At 72.4% G+C, this 21659-nt stretch carries 19 protein-coding genes; 6 read left to right on the forward strand and 13 right to left on the reverse strand.

Annotated features, from left to right (window positions below; all coding sequences use genetic code 11):
* Nucleotides 1–119: 119 nt before the first annotated feature.
* From ACWAUO_RS11905 to add, 8 genes are read right to left on the reverse strand one after another with little or no spacing between them, the layout of a single operon-like run.
* A complete protein-coding gene (locus tag ACWAUO_RS11905) occupies nucleotides 120–1235 on the reverse strand; it encodes an acyl-CoA dehydrogenase family protein (protein WP_460775653.1) in 1116 nt (371 codons plus the stop codon).
* Between the two features lie 45 nt (nucleotides 1236–1280).
* Nucleotides 1281–2195: an ABC transporter permease gene (locus ACWAUO_RS11910; RefSeq protein WP_460775655.1), complete on the reverse strand. Its 915-nt coding sequence runs from the start codon at nucleotides 2193–2195 to the stop codon at nucleotides 1281–1283.
* Complete coding sequence (locus ACWAUO_RS11915) at nucleotides 2192–3373, reverse strand: ABC transporter permease (protein ID WP_460775656.1); 1182 nt, start codon at nucleotides 3371–3373, stop codon at nucleotides 2192–2194. Before ACWAUO_RS11915 ends, ACWAUO_RS11910 begins: the two co-directional genes overlap by 4 nt.
* Nucleotides 3370–5181, reverse strand: coding sequence for an adenine deaminase C-terminal domain-containing protein (locus tag ACWAUO_RS11920; protein WP_460775658.1), 1812 nt, complete (start codon nucleotides 5179–5181; stop codon nucleotides 3370–3372). Before ACWAUO_RS11920 ends, ACWAUO_RS11915 begins: the two co-directional genes overlap by 4 nt.
* Nucleotides 5178–6710, reverse strand: coding sequence for an ABC transporter ATP-binding protein (locus ACWAUO_RS11925; protein ID WP_460775660.1), 1533 nt, complete (start codon nucleotides 6708–6710; stop codon nucleotides 5178–5180). Before ACWAUO_RS11925 ends, ACWAUO_RS11920 begins: the two co-directional genes overlap by 4 nt.
* Nucleotides 6710–7726, reverse strand: coding sequence for a BMP family lipoprotein (locus ACWAUO_RS11930; RefSeq protein ID WP_460775661.1), 1017 nt, complete (start codon nucleotides 7724–7726; stop codon nucleotides 6710–6712). The genes ACWAUO_RS11925 and ACWAUO_RS11930 overlap by 1 nt, the downstream gene beginning before the upstream one ends.
* A gap of 47 nt (nucleotides 7727–7773) precedes the next feature.
* On the reverse strand, nucleotides 7774–8391 hold the full coding sequence (locus tag ACWAUO_RS11935) for a hypothetical protein (protein WP_460775662.1): 618 nt from the start codon (nucleotides 8389–8391) through the stop codon (nucleotides 7774–7776).
* Entirely contained in the window at nucleotides 8388–9488 is a 1101-nt protein-coding gene (add, locus tag ACWAUO_RS11940; protein ID WP_460775664.1) for an adenosine deaminase, read from the reverse strand. Before add ends, ACWAUO_RS11935 begins: the two co-directional genes overlap by 4 nt.
* Before the next feature lie 175 nt (nucleotides 9489–9663).
* Here add and ACWAUO_RS11945 point away from each other — a divergent pair, with 175 nt between their 5' ends.
* Entirely contained in the window at nucleotides 9664–10152 is a 489-nt protein-coding gene (locus ACWAUO_RS11945; RefSeq protein ID WP_460775665.1) for a nucleoside deaminase, read from the forward strand.
* Nucleotides 10153–10180: 28 nt separating this feature from the next.
* Here ACWAUO_RS11945 and ACWAUO_RS11950 read toward each other — a convergent pair whose 3' ends face one another.
* Together ACWAUO_RS11950 and ACWAUO_RS11955 are read right to left on the reverse strand one after the other, a co-directional pair.
* Nucleotides 10181–10939: a GntR family transcriptional regulator gene (locus ACWAUO_RS11950; RefSeq protein WP_460775666.1), complete on the reverse strand. Its 759-nt coding sequence runs from the start codon at nucleotides 10937–10939 to the stop codon at nucleotides 10181–10183.
* A gap of 31 nt (nucleotides 10940–10970) precedes the next feature.
* Nucleotides 10971–11459: a PPC domain-containing DNA-binding protein gene (locus tag ACWAUO_RS11955; RefSeq protein WP_460775668.1), complete on the reverse strand. Its 489-nt coding sequence runs from the start codon at nucleotides 11457–11459 to the stop codon at nucleotides 10971–10973.
* A gap of 231 nt (nucleotides 11460–11690) precedes the next feature.
* On the opposite strand from ACWAUO_RS11955, the gene ACWAUO_RS11960 reads away from it, so the two are divergent.
* The 5 genes from ACWAUO_RS11960 to ACWAUO_RS11980 are packed head-to-tail and all read left to right on the forward strand — an operon-like array spanning nucleotide 11691 to nucleotide 17976.
* Entirely contained in the window at nucleotides 11691–12896 is a 1206-nt protein-coding gene (locus ACWAUO_RS11960) for a metal-dependent hydrolase family protein (protein ID WP_460775670.1), read from the forward strand.
* Nucleotides 12897–12939: 43 nt separating this feature from the next.
* Nucleotides 12940–14547, forward strand: a complete 1608-nt coding sequence (locus ACWAUO_RS11965) for an ABC transporter substrate-binding protein (protein ID WP_460775671.1) — start codon at nucleotides 12940–12942, stop codon at nucleotides 14545–14547.
* A 14-nt stretch (nucleotides 14548–14561) separates the two neighbouring features.
* Entirely contained in the window at nucleotides 14562–15563 is a 1002-nt protein-coding gene (locus ACWAUO_RS11970) for an ABC transporter permease (RefSeq protein WP_460775673.1), read from the forward strand.
* Complete coding sequence (locus tag ACWAUO_RS11975; RefSeq protein WP_460775675.1) at nucleotides 15560–16357, forward strand: ABC transporter permease; 798 nt, start codon at nucleotides 15560–15562, stop codon at nucleotides 16355–16357. The genes ACWAUO_RS11970 and ACWAUO_RS11975 overlap by 4 nt, the downstream gene beginning before the upstream one ends.
* Nucleotides 16354–17976, forward strand: a complete 1623-nt coding sequence (locus ACWAUO_RS11980) for a dipeptide ABC transporter ATP-binding protein (protein WP_460775676.1) — start codon at nucleotides 16354–16356, stop codon at nucleotides 17974–17976. Before ACWAUO_RS11975 ends, ACWAUO_RS11980 begins: the two co-directional genes overlap by 4 nt.
* Nucleotides 17977–18165: 189 nt before the next feature.
* Here ACWAUO_RS11980 and ACWAUO_RS11985 read toward each other — a convergent pair whose 3' ends face one another.
* From ACWAUO_RS11985 to ACWAUO_RS11995, 3 genes are all read right to left on the reverse strand, one after another.
* Nucleotides 18166–18903: a creatininase family protein gene (locus ACWAUO_RS11985; RefSeq protein ID WP_460775678.1), complete on the reverse strand. Its 738-nt coding sequence runs from the start codon at nucleotides 18901–18903 to the stop codon at nucleotides 18166–18168.
* 96 nt (nucleotides 18904–18999) lie between these two features.
* Nucleotides 19000–19950 (reverse strand): L-lactate dehydrogenase, encoded by a 951-nt coding sequence (locus ACWAUO_RS11990; protein ID WP_460775679.1) that lies wholly within the window; start codon nucleotides 19948–19950, stop codon nucleotides 19000–19002.
* A gap of 308 nt (nucleotides 19951–20258) precedes the next feature.
* Nucleotides 20259–21635, reverse strand: coding sequence for an MFS transporter (locus ACWAUO_RS11995; protein WP_460775681.1), 1377 nt, complete (start codon nucleotides 21633–21635; stop codon nucleotides 20259–20261).
* Between the last annotated feature and the right edge of the window lie 24 nt (nucleotides 21636–21659).

Here is a 21659-nt window from a genome sequence, read left to right on the forward strand (position 1 = left end):
AAAAGACGCGGCCCGCGTTTCCGGGGCATGAAGAATGCCGCACCGTGAAACGCGGGCCGCGCTGGACCGGGGCCGGCGACGGAAGGTTGGGGGCTCGTCGCCGACCCCGGCGTCTGGGGTCAGGAGGCGGCGAGCACCCAGCCTCCGACGACGTCCTGGCTGAACGGCACCGAGTACGCCATGAGGGCGCCGGCCTGCGCGTCGCGGAAGATGCGCTGGATCGGCGAGGCGAGCAGGTAGCCGCCGCCGCCGCCGATGCGCACCGCGACCTCGGCCGCGCGCTTGGCGACCTCGTTCGCGTGCATCTTCGCCTCGGTCGCGGCGAGCATCGCCTCGGGCGAGCGCTGGTCGGCGAGCCAGGTGGTGCGCTCGGCGAGCAGGCGCGCGGCCTCGATCTCGGCCCATGCCGCGGCGGTCTGCTGGCGCACCCACTGCACGTCGGCGAGCTTCGAGCCGCCCTTCTCCTTGTTCGCGGTGGCGGCGATCGCGTCGATCGCGGCGGAGGCGATGCCGATGGAGAGGAACGCGAAGCCGACCGTGATGAGGTTCGCGTACTCCGGCGCCGGCGGGGCGCACAGGCGCGAGCGCAGGAGCGGGGTGCCCTCGAACAGGACCGTGCGGCTGCGCGTGGCGCGCATGCCCATGGTCTCGTCGATCGGCGGGAACGAGACCGTCTCGTCGACCGTCACGCCGAAGAACGCGGGGTTCCCGTCGAGGCGGGTGTTGAGGAACAGGTAGTCCGCGGCCTCGGAGCCGGAGACGAAGACCTTGCGGCCGGTGAGCGACCAGTCGTCGCCCGCGGGCGCGGCGTCCTGCTGCGAGGCGAGGAAGAAGTTGCCGCCCGCAGGCTCGGACAGCGCGTTCGCGAAGCGCTTGCCGGCGCGCAGCTCGGCGGCGAAGAACGCGGCCTCCTCGGGCGAGGAGAGGGTCACGAGCGCGTGCGCGGCGCCCAGGTGCATGAGCCACACGGTGGCGACGGCCGGGTGGGCCGCGGCGAGCGTGCGCACGACCGCGCCGAGCGTGGCGTACGACAGGCCTTCGCCGCCGTGCTCGCGGGGGAGGAACGCCGCATCCAGGCCGGTCTCCTGCAGGGCGCGGAGGTGCTCGATCGGCAGGCGCGCGTCGCGGTCGTCGGCGGCGACGGTCTCGGCGAAGGCGGGCGCGAGCGCGGCGACGGTGTCGACCCAGTGCTGCTCGGCCTCGGGGACGGCGACGGGGGAGGGACGGGTGAGCATGATGGCTCCTTTCGGGGGCCGTTCGGGTCGGCCGGGTGGGTCGGGTCAGGACAGCCGCAGCCGCGCCGCGTGGCGGCGCAGTTCGGCACGGGAGGTGAGGACGAGCACGATGAGCGTGACGAGGTACGGCAGCGTCGTGAACAGTTCGCTCGGCAGCTGGATGCTGGTGGACTGCGACAGCAGCGAGAAGCTCTGCAGGAAGCCGAACAGCAGCCCGCCGAGCGCGATGCCGATCGGGCTCATGCGCCCCATGATGACGATCGCGAGCACGATGTAGCCGCGGCCCGCGGTCATGCCGGGGGTGAACGAGCCGATCACCGCGAGCGCGACGGTGCCGCCGGCGATGCCGGCGAGGACGCCGCCGATGAGGAGCGCATGCTCGCCGACGCGGCGCGGGCGGACGCCGCGGAGGGCGGCGGATGCGGCGTCGGCACCGGTGGCGCGCACCTGCAGGCCGAAGCGGGTGAAGCGCATGACCGCCCACGCGGCGACGAGCAGCACGACGGTGCCGTAGACGATCGGGCTCTGCCCGAACAGCATGGGGCCGACGAGCGGGATGTCGGTGAGGACGCCCAGGTCGACCTTGGAGATGGTCGGCACGCTCACGTTCGTCGTGCCGGCCGGGATCCACAGCTGGTACAGGAACGTGGACAGGCCGAGGCCGAGCATCGTGATCGCGAGGCCGACGACGATCTCGTTCGCCTTCAGCGCGTACACGAGCACGTTCATGAGCGCCGCGAGTGCGAGACCGACGACGCCGGCGGCGAGCAGGCCCACGACGGGACCGGCGACGTTCGCGACGAACACGCCGGTCAGTGCACCGAGGATCATCATGCCCTCGATGCCGAGGTTCAGGCGCCCGGCGCGTTCCACGAAGCCTTCGCCGACGCCGGCGATGACCAGGGGCGCCGCGAGCGCGAGCGCGCCGGCGAGGATCGAGGCCCAGAGTTCGAGGGTCATCGGGTGGCCTCCTCGGTGGTGGACCCGGCCGGGGCGACGACGTCCTCGTCCGGGGCGGGGGCGTCCTCGGCGGTCTGCGCCAGCTCGTCCGGGGCGAAGGCGCCGTCGTCGGGGGCCGGCGTGGGCGCGGGGTGCGCGGAGGGGACGACGCCCGGACGGAGCGCAGCGATGACGGCGACGCCGAGCAGCAGCACGCCCTTGATCACGTCGGCGATCGAGGAGGGGATCGTGCCGGTGGCCGACTGCATCCCGACGGCGCCCACGGTGAGCGCGGAGAAGAAGAGCGCCGCGAGCACGATCCCGACCGGCAGCATCCCGCCCAGGAGGGCGACCGCGAGGCCGGAGAACCCGACACCGCCGGAGACCGATCCCATGAGGCGGTCGTTCACGCCCGCCACCTGCATCCAGCCGACGAGGCCGGCGCCGGCGCCCGAGACGAGCATCGTGCTGTACAGCGTGCGGGTGCGGGTGGCGCCGAGCCGCAGCGCCAGCGCGGGACGCTCGGCGAACACCGAGACGCGGGTGGCCGACGGCGTGCGGCGCCACCACTCGAACACCACGAGGGCGACGAGGACGAGCAGGATGCCGACGTGCGCGCGTGTGCCGGTGATGAGGTCGGGAAGGGCGGAGGCCTCCGGCAGCTTCTCGCTCTGCGGCGTCGCGGTGGTCTCGGGCGTGGCGAGCCAGGTGCGGAGGGTCCAGCCGAGGAAGCCCGTGGCGACGTAGTTGAGCAGGAGGGTGGAGAGGATGACGTTCACCCGCCACCGGGCGGCGAGCCACGCGGGCAGCAGCGCGAACAGTGCACCGCCGACCGCGCCGGCGAGGGCGCCGAGCGGCAGGTACAGGGCGGCCGGGGCGGTGTCGCCGGTGAGGTCGCGCAGCCCCAGGATCACGGCGGTGGCGGCGATCGCGCCGAACGTCACCTGGCCCTCGGCGCCGACGGAGAAGATCCCCGCACGCAGGGCCGGGATGAGGGTGAGTGCGACGATCGCGATCGGCACGGCGCCCACGAGCAGCTCGCCCACGCGGTAGGGCGAACTCGACACGCCCTCGACGAGGCCGCGCAGGCCCACGACCGGGTCGGCGCCGGCGAGCAGGATGAGCGCCGTCGCGACGAGGAGCACCGCGACCACGACCGCCGCGGTCACGACGACGGTGCGCGGGCGGATCCGCCTCACGGGGTGTCCTCGTCGTGGGTGTGGCCGCACACGTCGACCGGGCCGGGCAGCAGCACGTCGACGAATCGCTGCGTGTACGCGTCGATGAGGCCGCGCTCGGTGAGACCGAGGTCGGGCACGGCGTAGAGGCCGACGAACGACAGGATGATGTAGGGCGAGGCGATCGGGCAGCCGAGCTCGGCCGTGACCGCGTGCCCGTGGGCGAGCGCCGCGGCGGTCTGCTCGAACGGGGCCGCGCTCATCATGCCGCCCACTTCGAGCGGCACCCGGGCGAGCACCTCGCCGTCGGCCACCGTGACGAACCCGCCGCCCATGCGGCCGAGCTCCTCGACCGCGAGGCGCATGTCGGCGTCGTCCGCGCCGACGACCGAGATGTTCATGTTTGGGCAGTTCATCGAGATCGCGATCGCGCCGGTGCGCAGCCCGAAGCCGCGCACGAACCCGATGCCGGTGAGTGCGCGGCCGTGGTGGCGGTCGACGACCGCGATCTTCAGCACGTCCTGCGACGGGTCGGCGGCGACGACTCCGTCGACGACCGGCAGCGTCGCGGTGAACGCGCGCTTGAAGTAGCCGTTGTACATCTCCATCGCCCGCGCCTGCACGGTCGCCACGCCCTCGGGTGCGGGGACCGCGAAGAGGTCGGCGGGCAGCGTCTCGGGCAGGTGCACGGTGCCGAGCACCCAGTCCGGCACCTCGTCGGTGTTCTCGAACAGTGAGACGCCGTCGCGGGCGACGACCTCGCCGGCGACGACGACGGTGCTCGGACGCACCTCGGCCAGGTCGGGGATGATCTGCAGGTCGGCGAGCCGGGAAGGGGCGAGCAGGCCCAGCACCTGGTCGAGCCGGTAGTAGTGCGCGGGCTGCGTGGTCGCCATCCGGTACGCGAGCTGCGGGTCGACCCCGAACCGGATCGCCTGGCGGACGTGGTGGTCGATGTGCCCCTGCGAGCTCAGGTCGAAGGCGTGCTTGTCGTCGGCGCAGAAGCACAGGTGCCGCAGCGCCGGGGCGATCGCGTCGGGGTCGGCGAACAGCGGGACGGTGTTGTCCGTGAGCGACGACCCCATGATCGTGATCATGGCGCCGAGCCGGGTGCGCTCGAGCACTTCGTCGACCGTGGCGGCGTTGTGGTCGTCGCCGACACCGGCCGCGAGGTAGCCCCACAGCGACTCGTGGGTCTGCGCGGCGGTGTGCCCGGTGATGCGGCGGCCGGCGGCGAGGGCCTCGCGGAAGCGGCCGGTGGAGACCTCGCCGTAGTCGAACGGGTTGCTCTCGCCGAGGGTGACGGTGACGTCGTCGTGCAGGCGTGCCCGCACGGTCTCCTCGGGGATGACGGCACCACCGAGTTCGAGATCGGCGGAGCCGGGGGTCGTAGGCGACACCTGCTGGAACACGTGCAGCGGGGTCTTCGTCTGCAGCAGGAAGTCCATGCCGCGTGCGCCCCACACGTTCGCGGCACCGTTCGGGTCGGTGAGGACGGTCGTGGTGCCGCGTGCCACCGAGAGTCGGGCGAGCTCGCCCGGGGTGAGGTTCGTGTACTCGATGTGCAGGTGCGCGTCGATGAAGCCGGGCACGACGTGGCATCCGCTCGCGTCGATCTCTGCCGCAGCCTCCGCGACGTGCCCCCAGGGGGTGAGGGTGGCGATGTGGCGGCCGGCGATGAGGACGTCGCGCTCCAGCCATTCCTCCGTGCCGGGGGACTGCACGAGTCCGCCGCGCACGATAAGGTCGGGACGCTCGTGGCCCGCGGCCACCGCTCGCAGTCGCACCAGCTCGGCCGTCGTGGGGAGCAGGTCGGTGAGTTCGGTCATGTCGTCGTCTCCTCATCGGGGATGTCGAGGCCGGCCATCGCGGCGCCGACGCGTGCGGTCGTGGCCTCGGCGGCGGGGAGGTCGGCGACCACCCGGCCGGAGAACAGCACGACGACCCGGTCGGCGAGGTCGCGGACCTCCTCGAGGTCGTGGGATGCCACGAGTACCGCGGCGCCGGCCTCGGCCGCGGCGACGAGCCGCTCCCGGATCGCCTGCGAGGCGCGCAGATCGAGGCCCTGGGTGGGCCCGTACGCCAGCACCACCCGGGGTGCGCCGGCCGGGGTTCCGGGCCAGGTCCGGCCGAGCTCGCGGGAGACCAGCAGCTTCTGCTGGTTGCCGCCGGAGAGGCCGCCGGCGGCGAGGGCGGGCACGGGCGGGCGCACGTCGAACGCGCGCAGCTGCGCGGCCGCATCCGACGTCGTCCCCTTCACCCGTCGGGCACCTCGGGCGGCGTCGTAGAGCGAGAGGGTGTCGCCGAGCGACATTGTGGGTACGAGGGCGTCGGCGCGCTCCTCCGGGATCCAGGCGACGCCGCCGCGGAGCAGGTCGACCGCGCTCGGCGACGCGGTGCCGTCGAACACGACGGACCCGGATGCGGCGGCGCGGACGCCGGCGAGCACGTCGAGCAGGGTGTTCTGGCCGCTGCCGGCGACGCCGGCGACCCCGACGATCTCGCCCGCGTGCAGCGCGAGCGAGACGCCGTCGAGCGCCGCGTCGAGGTCGGATGCGGCGCGCACGTCGCGCAGCTCCAGCACCGCCTCGCCGCGGACGCGTGCCGCGCGGACGGCAGGTTCGGGCAACTCGCCGACCATGAGGCGGGCGACCTCTGCAGCGCTGAGGCCTCGGGCCGGGCCGTGGTGCACCATCCGCCCGTGCGAGAGCACGGTGACGTCGTCGGCGACGGCACGCACCTCGTCGAGGCGATGGGTGATGAGGACGATGGCCGTACCCAGGTCGCAGAGGGCGCGGAGGTGGTCGAACAGGCCGCCGACCTCGATCGGGCCGAGGCTGGCGGTGGGCTCGTCCAGGATGAGGGTGGTCGCGCCCTCTGCGAGGGCGACGACGATCTCGCCGAGTTGGCGGTGCGCCTGGCTGAGGGTCGCGGTGGGAGCGTCGAGGTCGACCGTGACCCCGGCGCGCTCGAGCGTCTCGGTCAGTGCGCGGCGTGCGGCGCGGCGGCTGACGATGCGGTGGGGGCCGGCGAGCAGGAAGTTCTCGACCAGGCTGAGCTCGCCCACGAGGCTGAGCTGCTGCGGCACCATGTTCACGCCGCGGGCCTTGCCGTCGGCGCGGTCGCGGGGCGCGTACGGGGCCCCGCCGATGGTCATCTCCCCGGTGTCGGGGGACTCGATGCCGGCGAGGATCTTCGCGAGCGTGGACTTGCCCGCGCCGTTCTCGCCGACCAGTGCGTGGACGGTGCCCGGACGCACGGTGATGTCGACGCCCTGCAGAGCCTGCACGGCGCCGAAGCGGATGGCGACCGACCGGGCGACGAGCGCCCGGTCGGTCGCGACGACGGTGTCCGTCATCAGCCGATGGTGACGGTTCCGTCGGCGATGCCGGCCACGAGCTCCTCGAGCTTCGTGACGGCGTCGGCGGCCACGCGGCCGTCGACGTCGTTGATCTCGGTGTAGGTGAGACCGCCGTTGGCGAAGGTGGAGACGACGCCCTGGTCGCCGAAGTCGCCCGCGACGACGGCCTCGACCCATGCCTTGATGATCGGGTACATGTCGAGGTCGACGGTGGAGACGTTGCTGCTCAGCGCCTCGGTGCCGGCGGCGGCGGAGACGCCGACCGAGAGCGCGCCGCCCTTGGCGGCGGCGGCGCCCACACCGGCGGCGATGCCGTCACCGGTCGTGTAGACGAGCTCGGCGCCCTGGTCGATGAGGCCGGTGGTCGCGGTGGCGGCGGCCTCGGCGTCGTCGAAGCTGCCCGCGTAGACGACGGGGAGGAGGTTCGCGGCGGGGTTCGCGGCGAGCACGCCCTGCTGGAAGAACTCGTCGGTGTACTTCACGAAGTCGAGCTCGAGGCTCTCCACGCGACCGATGGTCTCGGCGCCCGTGACGCCCGCGATGTAGCCGGAGACGTAGCCGACCTGGCTCGCGTCGTAGGTCCAGGTCTCGACGTTGGCGGTGGCCTTGTCGAGGATGTCGGCGCCGCCGGATGCGGTGAAGTGCACCTCGGGGAAGTCCTCGGCGACCGAGAAGACGGCGTCGCCGAGTTCGATGCCGTGGCCGATGACGAGGTCGAAGCCCTGGCTGGCGAAGTCGGCGATGACCGGCTCGCTGGTGGCGGGGTCGGCCATCTGCTCGCGCAGCTCGTACTCGATGAGGCCCTCGTCGGCGAGCTTCGCGAGCGCGTCGGCGAGCGACTGGTTGAAGGCACCGTCGTTGGCGTTGCCCGGGGTCAGGGCGCCGACGCGGATGACGTCGGAGGCGGCGTCGGTGTCGGAGGCTGCGGTGTCGGTGTCGGTGCCGGAGCAGCCGGCGAGCACGACGGCCGCGGCGGCGGCCGCGACGACGGCGGGCAGGAAGGTCTTGCGCATGTCGGGTCCTTGTTCGTGTGGGTTGGTGCGGTGGGATCGGGGGAAGCTCAGGTGTCGACCGTGACGGTGAAGCCCGGGGCGAGCGTCGGGCCGACGAACGCCTCGCTCTCGGGCGACCAGTGGCCGAGCACGGCGCCGGTGGCCCGGTCGAAGCAGGGGTCGAGCGGCACGGTCGCGGCGGCATCCGGGTGCAGCGCGGCGTCGTCGACGCAGAGCACCGGGGTGCCGTGGAGCTCGCGCGCGGTCGCGGCGGCGGAGAGTCCGCCGGTGCGGGCGAGCCCCACGACGAGCGCTGTGGTGAGGAAACCGCGCACCGCGCGGTCGTCGGCGCACGCCGCTGCGGGGGCGCAGTCGGCGAGCCAGGTGACGGTGCCGTCCGCATCGACGCGGACGCCGCTGCGCTGCGTGCCCATCGCGCTGTCGCCCTGCCCGACCGCGTCGATCCGGAGGCGGAAGACGTCGCCGTCGCGTTCGGCCGCGATGAGCTCGGTGTACAGCGGTTCGGCCTTCGTGCCCTCGACCAGGTAGTGGTCGGGCCAGGAGGCGACGACCTCTGCGAGGTCGGGCTCGGCGGCCGCGCATCCGGTCAGCGTGCACGCCGCGAGCACCGCGGTCGCGGCGAGTGCCACGGCCCCGGTGATCGGACGGCGTGCGGACCGGATCATGCGGACGCGGCCTCCGAGACGGCGGCGAGCTCGGCGTGCAGCCGGGCCTTCAGGTCGGGGTCGGCGAAGGACGCGTCGATCGACCGGGCGGCGAATCCGACCATGTCGGCGTACTCGAATCCGAACTGCTGCGCGGCGACCGCCCAGTCCGACTCCAGGGTGCTGCCGAGCGGCGCGGGGTCGTCGGTGTTGAGGGTGACGAGCACGCCCGCGTCGAGGAGGCGACGGAGCGGGTGGTGCTGCCAGTCGGGGTAGATGCCGAGGGTGACGTTCGAGCGCGGGCACACGCCGAGGCTGATGCCGTCCGCGATGAGGCGTTCGATGAGGGCGGGGTCCTCGATGGAGCGGACGCCGTGGTCGATGCGCTCGGCCTGCAGGAGGTCGACGGCGTCCCAGACGCCCTCGGGGCCGCTCGACTCGCCGGCGTGCACGGTGCGGTGCAGGCCACCGGATGCGGCGAGGGCGAACGCGTCGCGGAACTTCTCGCCCGTGCGACCGCTGACCTTCTCGTCGCCGTCGACGGACAGCGCGACGACGCGGCGGGGACGGTGCTCGAGGATCCCGCGGATGATGTCCTCCGCCTCGGTCGCGCTCTGCGCGCGCAGCAGCGAGTACGCGATGTTCACGGTGCACAGGCCGTCCTGCTCGGCCTCGTCGAAGCCGGCGGCGAACCCGTCGAGCAGTGCCAGCTCGCGGCCGCGCCAGGCGTTCCAGTGCGTCGGGTTGATGATGGCGTCGCTGTAGCGCACCCCCGAAGCGGTCTGCCGCGCGGCGAACGCGTACGCGGCGCGGGCGGCCTGCGCGGGGGTGCGGACGAGTCCGCACTGCCAGTCGAGGAACCGGAGGAACCCGGTGAGGCCCGCAGACCCGGTACCGGCGCCGCCGCCGGTCGTGACCTCCGGCGCGTCGTACGCGTCGTGCGTGGTGATGTCGAACAGCGTGGCGGCCGGCCCCGGCAGCTGCACGCCGTTCTCCTTGGCGAGCGTGAGGATGTCCAGCAGCGAGAAGGTGCCCTCGAGGTGGATGTGCACCTCGGCCTTGGGCAGTGCCCGGAGGACCTCTTCATCGATGCGGGTGGGGAGCGGGTGGGAGTGCATGGGGGCCTTTCGCGCGTGCGGTACAGAGGAACGGTAGCGAGCAACTCCCACTTGTCGACAAGTTGAGCGGCGTTTTGTTCCGTACTCGTAACTCGTGCGTAATCCGCGCCTGAATTGTGGCGGTTCGTGCCCGCTACAGTGAAACGGTTCGTAGCACTTGTTAACAAGGAGAGAGATGACGGACACGATCTCGGACGCTGACCTGGCGTTCTTGCGGGAGAGCATCCGCGTCGCCGACGAGGCGCGGGCCGGCGGTCGGCATCCGTTCGGCTCGATCGTGGTGAGTGCCGACGGCCGCATCGTGGCGTCGTTCGGCAACAACTCGCTGCCGCCCGAGGGCGACCCCACGCAGCACGCCGAGCTCCAGGCCGTCGCCCATGCGTTCCGCGTGCTCGGCGCCGAGGGGATGGCTGGCTCCACGCTGTTCACGAGCGCGGAGCCGTGCGCGATGTGCTCCGGCGCCGCGTACTGGACCGGGATCGACCGGGTCGTCTACGCGCTCTCGGAGCGCCGGCTGCTCGAGCTCACCGGCGACCACCCCGAGAACCCCACGTTCTCGCTGCCGTGCCGCGAGGTCTTCGCCCGCGGTCAGCGGCGTATCGAGGTGTTCGGCCCGATGCTCGAGGACGAAGCGGCCGAGGCGCACGTGGGCTTCTGGGACTGACCCCGGGGTTCCTGCATCCGCCGGAGCGTCAGTGCGGCCCGCCCCACGGCGGACGCACGGTGCGCACCAGCGAGTACGACACCAGGTCGGGCGCGTGGTACTCCATGCTGTGCATGAGGCGCCGGCCGCTCGCGCCGATGCCGATGATCTCGACCGTCATCACGGGTGATCCCTCGGGGCGCTCGAAGAGCTCCGCGAGTTCACCCGTGAGGATGCTCGCACCCGGGGTCGCGACCTCCCAGATGACGGGTTCGCCCCATGCCGCCGCCGCGATCGCGAACACCGATGCCCCCGGCTCGTGGTCGAGGTCGCCCTCGTACGGCACGACGTCGTCGGCGATCATCGCGACCGCGCCGTCCGCGCGCCAGCGCTTGCGGACCGCGACCGCGGCGGTCTCCGCCGGCAGTTCCATCACTGCGCCGACCTCGGCGCCGAGGTCGGTGCGCTCGGTCGCGAGCGTCTCCACCTCGGCGCGGTAGCCCAGCCGGTCGAGCAGGTCGGCGTGCTCGAACTGCTCCTCGAGCCGCACGCTCAGCCGGAGCGCGATCGGGTCGACGGTCGTCACGGTGCCCTGGCGGCGGCGGACGATGCCCTGCGCCTCGAGCGCGGCCATCGCGTTGCGCAGCTGCTGCCGCGTGCAGCCGAGCCGCGCGGTCAGCTCGATCTCGCCGGGCAGCGGCGCGCGGCGCTGCGCGGCCTCCCGGACGAAGCGCAGCAGGCCGTGCTGCACGCGCATGTGCGCGGCGTCGCCCGGGCCGTGCGGCCGAGGCAGCGGCAGATACGTCACGACAGTCCCCCTCTGTTCCCCCGTCGGTCCATCATGCTGGGTCGGCGGGCAGCGGGCGGCGCTGTTCCGGGAAATCGAGGATGTGCAGGCCCGAGGCGCCCGGATGCGGCGCGCGCCGCAGCGGCGGGTCGAGCACCTCGTCCACCACGATCTCGACGACGTAGTGCGTCTCCGCCTCGAGCAGGTGGCCGGCCGCGGCGGCGCCGGACCGGTCCTTCTCGCCGAACGCGACGTGCACGTGGACGATGTACGCGCCGTCGCCGTCGCGGAGGATCGTGCCGGAGCCGACCCCCTCCGAGTACCCGATCCGCGCCTCCTCGGGGAGGGGGAGCTCGGGGTCCGCCGGCGCGTGGTCGGCGGCGATGATGCGCGCCCAGCGGAACGCGCCGCTGAAGGTCGTGATGACGGCCTGCTCGATGCCGGCGGTGCGGCAGGCTTCCGCGAGCGATGCGACGACCTCGTCGCCGGGCTCGAGGGCCACCAGCATCCGTCGGCCGGTGCGGGCGAAGGCGGTCTTCATGGCTGTCTCCTCGAAAGCGGGGGATCTTGTCGACAAGTTACGTCGACCTGGTGCCAGAGTCTCGCACGAGTCCGCAGAATTCCGCGGAACCCGTGTTTCGATTCCGTAAACGTTGCCGAAGATGACCGTACTTGTCGATCTGTGTTGCGCAATCCCGGTATCGTGACGCTGCAGACGGAGCTGTCGGACGACAGCCCGTCTTTTTCTTGCCCCCGGACCCGAGGAGTGCCAGTGACCGCCAACCCGCAACGGCTGACCGGTATCGCCCTGTGGGACGGGGACGCCGACCGCGGCCACGTCAGTCTCGCCTGGGACGGCGACCGGATCACCGAGGTCGCCGCCGCCGAGGCGCCCGCCCACGAGGGCCTGAGCGTCATCCCCGGCCTCATCGACACGCACGTGCACCTCGACTCCGCCGCGGTGCCGGGCGCGGGCGACTGGATGAGCTGGCCGCTCATCACCCCCGTCTCCGAGCGCACGCTCCACGTGGTCGCGCACGCCCGTCGCGCGGTCGAGCACGGCATCACGACCCTCCGCGACCTCTCCGGCAGCGAAGCCCAGCTCTCCGCGGCCCGCGGGTTCGACGCCGGCCTCATCCCCGGCCCGCGCCTGCTCGTGCACGGCGCCGTCGGCATGACCGCCGGTCACGGCGACCTGTTCATCCCGCCGCACTACCCGCACCGCGGCCCGGTCGCCGACTCCCCGGACGAGTGCCGCAAGCTCGTGCGCCAGTGGGCGCGTCAGGGTGCCGACGGCATCAAGATCTTCACCAGCGGCGGCGTGCTCTCCATCGGCGACAAGGTCGGCTGGCGCAACCAGACCAACGAGGAGATCGCGACGACGATCGATGAGGCGCACGCGCTCGGCATGCTCGTCGCCGCGCACGCGCACTCGGCCGAGGGCGTCGACATCGCCCTCGAACTCGGCGCCGACTCGATCGAGCACGGCACCGGCATCCTGGAGCGGCACTTCGAGGTGCTCCTCGAGCGGAACCTCCCGGTCGCCCCCACCCTCCTCATCAACAACCGCATCGCCGACCGCGAGATCCCGGTCACCGACGAGGCCGCCGAGAAGGGCCGCGCCGTCGTCACCGAGCGCGACGAGAACTTCGTCGGCGCCGCGGCCGCCGGCGTCCGGTTCGTGCTCGGCACCGACGCGAACGGCGTGTTCGTCGCATTCGGCGACCAGCTCGAGGAGCTGAGCCTCATGCGCCGCTCGTTCGGCTGGAGCTCGGAGCGCACGCTCAAGGCGGGCACCTCCGACGCCGCCGACGCGATCGGCATGGGCAAGAAGATCGGCCGGCTCGCCCCCGGGCTCGGCGCCGACTTCGTCGTCGTCCGCGGCACCCCCTGGCAGGACATCGACCAGCTCACGGCCGACAACATCGTCGCCGTCGTCGCCCGCGGCCGTGTCGTCGCCGGCAGCCTGCCCCGCTGACCTCCCCCCTCCTGCACCACCCCACCCCCAACAAGGAGTAACCGTGACCAGCACACGTGGTTCCCGGATGCGGCGCATCGCCCTTCCGCTCACCGCCGCTGCCGCCGTGGTCTCGCTCGCCGGTTGTGCCGGCGGGGAGAACGCCGCCGCGACGCCCGACGCCGACCTCGCGCAGGACATCGTCTTCGCGCTCAAGGAGGACATCGTCTGCGTCGACCCGCAGCAGACCTCCCTGACCACCGCCCTGATCGTCGGCCGCCAGCTCACCGACTCCCTCCTGGACCAGGACCCCGAGACCGGCGAGATCGTGCCGTGGCTCGCGTCCGAGTACGAGGTGAGCGACGACCTCACCTCCTACAGCTTCACGCTGCGTGACGACGTCACCTTCAGCGACGGCACCCCGCTGACCTCCGAGGCCGTCGCCGCGAACTTCGACAAGATCGTCGAGCTCGGCGCCGCCGCATCCCTCGCCAACGGCTACATCGCCGGCTACGAGGGCACCGACATCGTCAGCGACACCGAGTTCACGGTGAACTTCTCCGCCCCGAACGTGCAGTTCCTGCAGGGCGCGACCACCATGTCGCTCGGCATCCTCTCGCCCGAGACGGTCGCCGCCGCCCCCGAGGAGCGCTGCCAGACGATCGTCGGCACCGGTCCGTTCGTGCTCGACTCCTACGTGCCCAACGACAGCGTCGAGATCTCGGCGCGCGAGGGCTACGACTGGGCGTCCGAGCTGCGCGAGCACGAGGGAGACGCCTACCTCGCCTCGGTCAGCTTCCCGATCATCGCCGAGAACTCGGTCCGCACCGGCGGCCTCGAGTCGGGCGAGTACGACGTGATCCAGGACCTCCCGTACGTCGACGAGGCCCGCTTCACCACTCCGGACTACAACCTCTACGCCAAGGCCAACCCGGGTGTGCCGAACTCGTTCGTGGTCAACACCACCGCGGGCGTCCTCGGTGACGAGGCGGTCCGCCAGGCCATCACCAAGAGCCTGGACCGCGACCAGATCAACGTCATCGCCGGCTCCGTCAGCGGCAACCCGCCCACCAGCGTGCTGAGCTCCTCCACGCCCGGCTACGTCGCCCTCGACGGCGAGCTCGACTTCGACCCCAAGGGTGCGCAGAAGCTGCTCGAGAACGCGGGCTGGACCCTCGGCTCGGACGGCATCTACGAGAAGGACGGCCAGAAGCTGACCGTCACGGTCACCGCGTTCTACGCGCAGGACGTGCTCGAGGCCGCGCAGATCCAGCTGGCCGAGGCCGGCATCGACCTGCAGATCAACATGGTCTCCTCCGGCGACTTCTTCGGCGCCGCGGCCACCGGCGACTTCGAGATGCTCGGCGCCGGCCTGACCCGCACCGACCCCGACGTGCTCCGCAGCCTGCTGTCGACCGAGTCGAAGTCCCGCTGGGGCATCGTCGACGACCCGGAGCTCGAGGAGCTGCTGCTCGCGCAGTCGCAGACCGCCGACGTCGAGGAGCGCCAGGAGATCGTCGAGCAGATCCAGCAGCTCGTCGCCGAGCGCGCCTACGTCATCCCGACGCTCGAGGTGCTGCAGCTGCACGCCTCGCGTGCCGGCGTCGAGGGCATCACGTTCGACTCGGCCGCGCGTCTGCACCTGTACGACGCAGCCGTCGTCTCCGAGTGAGCAAGGGGCAGCGCGTGGCTCCGGCAGTGGACACGTCGACCCTCGGGTCGTTCGTCCGGTTCCTCCTCCCGAAGATCGCCCAGTGCATCTTCGTGGTGTGGGCGACGTACACCGTCGCGTTCCTGCTGATCCACGCGCTGCCCGGCGACCCCGTCCTCGCCGCACTGTCGGTGAAGGGCGGGGACGCCACCTCGACCGACCCCGAGGCCCTCGACGCCCTCCGTGCCCGGTACGGCCTGGACGGGCCGCTGTGGCAGCAGTACGTCGTGAACTTCCTCGACCTGTTCCGCGGCGACCTCGGCATCTCCATCGCCACCGGACAGCCGGTCACCGACATGATCGGCCGCACCTTCCCCCACACCGCGGCGCTCGCCCTGTTCTCCCTGGTGCTCGGGTTCGTCGGCGCCCTCGCCTTCACCGTGTGGGCGTACGTCGCCCGCCCCGCCTGGGTGCGCAACGTCGTCACGCAGATCCCGCCGCTGGGCATCGCGATCCCCGCGTTCCTGTCCGGGCTCGTGCTCATCAGCGTCTTCTCGTTCGGCCTCGGGTGGTTCCCCGCATCCGGCACGAACGGCTTCGTCTCGCTCGTGCTGCCGGGCATCACCCTCGCCCTCCCGACGGGCGCCATCTTCTTCCAGGTGTTCTCCGCCGCCGTGTTCGACGCCGGCGCGAGCCCCTTCGTCTTCACCGCGAACGCCAAGGGCCTCGCGCAGCGCACCGTCGTCGTGCGGCACGTGCTGCGCAACGCCCTGCTCCCCTCGATCACGATCATCGGCCTGCAGATCGGGTACCTCGCCGGCGGCACCGCCGTCGTCGAGACCGTCTTCAGCCGCGACGGCATCGGCCGGCTCACGGTCGACGCCGTGCTCGCCCGCGACATCAACGTCGTCATGGGCGTCGTGATCGTCGTCGCCGTCGTCTACGCGGTCACCACCCTCGTCGTCGACGCCCTTTACGGCGTCATCGACCCCCGGACCCGAACGCGGCTCGCCCGCACGAAGGCGGTGAGCGCATGAGCATCCTCCGCAAGCCCATGCTGCTGGTGGCATTCCTCATCCTCGCCGTCACCGTGCTCGCGATGATCGCCCCGCAGCTGCTCGCACCCTACGACCCGTACGAGTCCGTGGGGAACGCCCGGCTCGCTCCTCCCAGCGCCGAGCACCTGTTCGGCACCGACCATCTCGCCCGTGACGTGTTCTCCCGCGTGATCTACGGTGCGCAGCTCTCGCTGACCGCGGCCGGCCTCGCCGTCATCGGCGGCGTCGTGGTCGGCTCGGTCGTCGGTCTCGTCTGCGGCTACCTCGGCGGCCCCGTCGACTTCGTCGCGATGCGCTTCGTCGACGTGCTCATCGCCATCCCCGGCATCCTGCTCGCACTCATCGTCGTGGCGACCCTCGGCTTCGGCCCGTTCTCGATCGCGCTCGGTGTCGGGCTCGGCACCGCCGGCTCGTTCGCCCGAGTCATGCGCTCCGCCGTGCTGCGGGTGCGCAGCGAGGAGTACGTCGAGGCGGCCCGCACCATCGGCGTCCGCGGGTCCGGCGTCCTGTTCCGTCACGTGCTGCCGAACGCCGCGCGGCCGGTCATCTCGATGGCGGCCCTCGAACTCGCCGTCGCGATCCTCTCCGTCTCCGCGCTGAGCTTCCTCGGCTTCGGCGCCCAGCCGCCCGCCCCCGAGTGGGGTGCACTGGTGTCGGCCGGCCGCGACTTCGTCGCCGTCGCCCCCTGGCTGAGCCTCCTGCCGGGCGCCGTGATCCTCGCGGTCGTGCTCTCGGTGAACCGTGTCTCCCGCTTCATCGGAGGTGACCGATGACCGCCCTCCTGCGCGTCTCCGGCCTGCGCGTCGACTACGGCTCCGGCCGCCGGGCCAACCCCGCGATCCGCGGCGTCGACTTCGAGGTCGCCCCCGGCGAGATCGTCGCCGTCGTCGGAGAGTCCGGCTCCGGCAAGAGCACCATCGCGCACGCCCTGGTGCGCCTGCTCCCCGACGTCGCGCACATCCGGGGCGGCGCGGTCGAGTTCGACGGCACCGATCTGCTCCGCACCCCCGTCGCCGCGATGCGCCGCATCCGGGGCGGCCGGATCGGCTTCGTGCCGCAGGACCCCTCGCACAGCCTCAACCCGCTCATGCGCATCGGCGAGCAGATCGCCGAGACGCTGCGCCGGCACCGCGGCATGTCGCGGACGGATGCCGCCGCGCGCGCCGTCGAGATCCTCGGCGAGGTGGGCGTCCCCGAGCCCGAGCGGCGCGCCGGCCAGTACCCCCACGAGCTCTCCGGCGGTCTCCGCCAGCGTGTGCTCATCGGCATCGCCTGGGCGTGCGAGCCCGCCCTCGTGATCGCCGACGAGCCCACGAGCGCGCTCGACGCGACCGTGCAGCGGCACGTGCTCGACCGGATGCAGTCGCTTGCCGCCGAGCACAACACCGCGGTCCTGCTCGTCACGCACGATCTGGCCGTCGCGGCCGACCGTGCGAACCGCATCATCGTCGTCGAGAAGGGCGTCATCGTCGAGGCGGGCGTCGCCGCAGACGTGCTCTCCGCCCCGTCGCACCCGTACACCCGCCGGCTCGTCGCCGCGGCCCCCGCGCTGAACGCGGCCCGGCTGAAGCCGACGATCACCGCCGTCGACCAGATGATCCCCGCATCCGGCGGCCCGCTCGTCACCGTCTCGGGACTCACCAAGACCTACGGCGGCACCGGCCGGGCGAAGGCCGCCGCCGCCCCCGCGGTCGCCGGCGTCGACTTCGCGATCGCCCGCGGCTCCACGTTCTCGCTCGTGGGCGAGTCCGGCTCCGGCAAGAGCACCACGGCACGCATGGTCGCCCGCATCATCGACGCCGACGCCGGCACGATCGAGTTCGACGGGCAGGACATCAGCCGCGTCTCGGGTGAGGCCCTGCGGCAGCTGCGCCGCCGCATCCAGGTCGTCTACCAGAACCCGTTCGGGTCGCTGGACCCGCGCATGACCGTGGAGCGGATCATCGCCGAGCCGCTGCGGGCCTTCGGCATCGGCGACCGTCGGTCGCGGACCGAGACGGTCCGCGAGCTCCTCGGCCAGGTGCGCCTCGCCGCCGACCTGCGCACGCGCCGCCCCGCGGAACTCTCCGGCGGGCAGCGCCAGCGCGTCGCGATCGCCCGCGCGCTGGCGCTCCGGCCCGAGTTCGTCGTGCTCGACGAGCCGGTCTCGGCGCTCGACGTGTCGGTGCAGGAGCAGGTGCTGCAGCTGCTCGTCGACCTGCAGGCCGAGTTCGGGCTCACGTACCTGTTCATCTCGCACGACCTCGGCGTGATCCGCCAGATCTCCGACCGGGTCGCCGTCATGAAGGACGGCCGCATCCTCGAACAGGCCGACGCGCGCCGCATCTTTGACGACGCCGAGCACCCGTACACGAAGGAACTCATCGCCGCGATCCCCGGCGCCCGCGTCTGACGCCGCGCGGTCGCGCGCTGCGTGCTGTGCGTGCGTGCGCGTGCGCGGTGCCCGCTGTGCGAGGCGCGACCCACCCCTTTTTCTGCGAGCCACCCCTCTTTCTGCGGCGGAAAAGGGGGTGGCTCGCAGAAAAGGGGGTCGCTCGCGCGGGATGTCGCTCGCGCAGCGGGATGTCGCGCGCGCGGAGGCTCAGCCGAGCGCGTCGAGCACGCGGCGCACGACCGCCTCGCTCTGCGCGACCACGTGCTCGATGATGCGCTCGCCCTTCTCGGCGGTCGCCGGACGCGGGTCGCCGAAGACGCCGGTCTCCGACAGCGGCGCGAGCGGCATCTGCCGCAGCCCGAAGTCGGCCGGCAGCTCCGGGTAGCTCGGCGCCATGCGGTCGGCGTGCACGAGGTCGGGGGCGACGGCGAGGATCATCGACGTCTCCAACTCGTCGGCGTGGCACAGCCCCGGCGCCGCCCACGGGGTCTCCTTCACCTCGTCGCCCATCTCGACGAGGCCCGGGTAGTCCAGCACGACGACCGGGATGCCGCCGCGGGCCGCCGCATCCTCCGCCGCACGCTGCAGCGGGTTCCGGTTGCCGAAGTCGCCGTTGACGACGACGAGCAGCTCGTACCCGGCGCGCTCGAGGGATACGGCGACGTCCGCGGCGAACGCGTACACGGTGTCGGCGCTGACCGAGACGGTGCCGGGGAGCTGATCGTTGCTCCAGGTGTTGCCGAGCGGCAGGGCCGGGAGGAGCACGGCGTCGAGGCGCTCCGCGAGGCGGCGCGCGACCGCATCCGCCTGCAGCGTGTCGGTCGACAGCGGCAGGTGCGGCCCGTGCTGCTCGAGCGCGCCGACCGGCAGCACTGCGACTCCGCGGTGGGCGGCGAGGTGGTCGCGGACGTCGGTCCAGCTCGCGCGGGCGAGTTCGAGCATCATGCGGTCACCGCCGCAGGGGTCGTTCGGGCTGCGGATCGGGTGGGATGCTGCATCCTTCGACGATATCGGCGGCCGGTTACCGGCCTGTGTCGCAGGTCAGCGGAGGGATGCGGCGACCTGTCGGAGCGCGTCGGCGGACCGCCGCAGCAGCCCGAGCTCGTGGGCGTCGAAGTCCGTCTCCGGGATCGGCACCGCGCCGCGCGCACTCACGATCGAGGGGACGGACAGGGCGACACCGTCGATCCCGTGGAAGTCCCGCAGCACTGTCGACACCGGCATCACGGCATGCTCGTCGCGCAGGATCGCCTCGACGATGCGCGCGCTCGACAGTCCGATCGCGTAGTTCGTGGCGCCCTTGCCCTGGATGACCTTGTAGGCCGCATCCCGCACGTCGACGGCGATCTCGTCGAGCTCGGCGGCCGTCATCGGCGGGTGCCCTTCGCTGCGCCAGTCGAGGATCGGCACGGAGCCGACCGTCGCCTTCGACCACAGCGGGAACTCGGTGTCGCCGTGCTCGCCGACGATGTAGGCGTGCACGCTCGACGCGGAGACCCCGGCACGGTGGGCCAAGCGCCAGCGCAGGCGCGACGTGTCGAGCACGGTGCCGGACGCGAAGATCCGCTCCGGGGGCAGGCCGGTAGCCTCCTGGGCGAGCACGGTCAGCACGTCGCAGGGGTTCGTGACGATGACGTAGATCGCGTCGGGCGCGACCTCGAGCAGCTGCGGCAGCATCGTCTGCAGGATGCGGGCGTTCGTCGCCGCGAGTTCGATACGGGTCTGGCCGGGCTTCTGCTTCGCGCCGGCGGTGATGACGACGACGTGCGAGCCCTCGGCGACGGAGATGTCGCTGCCGCCGGTGATGTCGCTGGAGCCGGTGAACTGCGTGCCGTGCGCGAGGTCGAGCACCTCGGCCTCGACCTTCTCGGTCGCGATGTCGTACAGCGCGACGTGCCGCGCGGAACCGCGGATCAGTGCGGCGTAGGCGGTGGAGGAACCGACAGAGCCGGCCCCGACGACGGTGAGCTTGGAGTTCTCGATCACGGCCATGCCCTCAGTCTGACAGCGGCCCCGGATGCGGGACAGTGCCGCCGCCGTGACAATCCGTCCCCCGCCCGAACTCCTCAGATCCGGGTGGTTTCGGCGCCGGAGCCGGGTCGGGTGCGCGTTTCTGAGGAGTTCGGGCGGGCCGCACCGGCTCGGGCGGCCCGCACCGGCGGGCCGGGCACGCGCCCGCATCCGGCTGAGGCCCCGCCCGCGTTCACAACTCAGGCAGAACTGCCCGGAACCGCCGATTCCGCCCCCGAAACGGCGATCCTGCCTGAGTTGTGAACACCGCCCGAGCGACGGATGCGGCGTCACGCCGCCGCGTCGGCCCCGGCCGGCCGCGGATTGCGGATGCCGAGGAACGACGCGACGCCGCCGACCGCGAGGAGCGCGGCCGTCAGTACCGCCGCGCCGTGGAAGCCGCCGAGATCGAGCGTGCCGACCGCCGCGCCGATCACCGCGACCGCGACGAGCCCGGCGACCCGGGCGACCGCGTTGTTCACCGCCGACGCGATGCCCGAACGCGCCGGGTCGACCGAGCCGAGCACGGCGGAGGTGAGCGGGGCCACGGTCATCGACAGGCCGAGGCCGAACACGATCATCGCGGGCAGCACCTGCCACCAGTAGTCGAAGTCCTCGGCGACGAGCAGCAGCAGCATCGCACCGCCGGCCATGAGGATCGGCCCCGCGGTCATGAACAGCCGTGGCCCGAACCGGCCGGCGAGGGCGCCGAACCGCGAGCTCAGCAGGATCATGAGGATCGTCGTCGGCAGGCTCGCGAGCCCGGCGAGGGTCGCCGACAGCCCGGCGCCCTGCTGCAGGTAGATCGCGACGACGAACCCGTTGAGCGACAGCGCGGCGTAGACGAAGAGCGTCGCGAGGTTGCCGGCGGTGAAGTTCCGGATGCGGAAGAGCGACAGCGGAAGGATCGGGGATGCGGCGACCCGCTGCCGCCACACGAACCCGGCGAGCAGCACCGCGCCCGCTGCGATGCCGCCCCACACGACGGGCGAGTCCCAGCCGAGGCGGGGCTGCTCGATGAGCGCGAAGACGAGCAGCCCGAGCCCCAGCGTGCACAGCGCGGCGCCCCACCAGTCGATGCGCGCGTCGGGCGCCCGCCGGTCGCGCACCTCGAGACGGGGGAGCAGCAGCAGGGTCGCGGCGACCGGCAGCACGTTGATCACGAACGCGATCCGCCACGACAGGGTGTCGACGAAGAGTCCGCCGATGAGCGGGCCCGCGACCATGGCGCAGGTCGTCAGCGCGGTCCACACGCCGATGGCCCGGGCCTGCACCGCATCCCGCATGGTCGAGGTGATGAGGGCGAGCGAGCTCGGCACGAGGAACGCCGCGGCGGCGCCCTGCACGGCGCGAGCGACGATGAGCAGGAGCCCGGTGGGTGCGACGGCGACGGCGACCGAGGCGATCCCGAACCCGATGAGCCCCCATCGCAGCACCCGGATGCGGCCGAACGCGTCGCTCACGGAACCCGCCAGCAGGATGAGCGCGCCGAGCGTGATCAGGTAGGCGTCGACGACCCACTGCTGCGTCGCGAGGCCGCCGCCGAGTTCGCGGTCGATGGCGGGCAGTGCGACATTGACGATCGTGCCGTCGAGGAACGACACGAACGACGCGAGCACCGCGATCGCGACGACGAGTCGCTGCTGAGGGGAGAACCGCTCGGGCATCGCCCACCTCCTGGTCAGCGACGA

The sequence above is a fragment of the Microbacterium sp. GXF7504 genome (assembly GCF_054798235.1).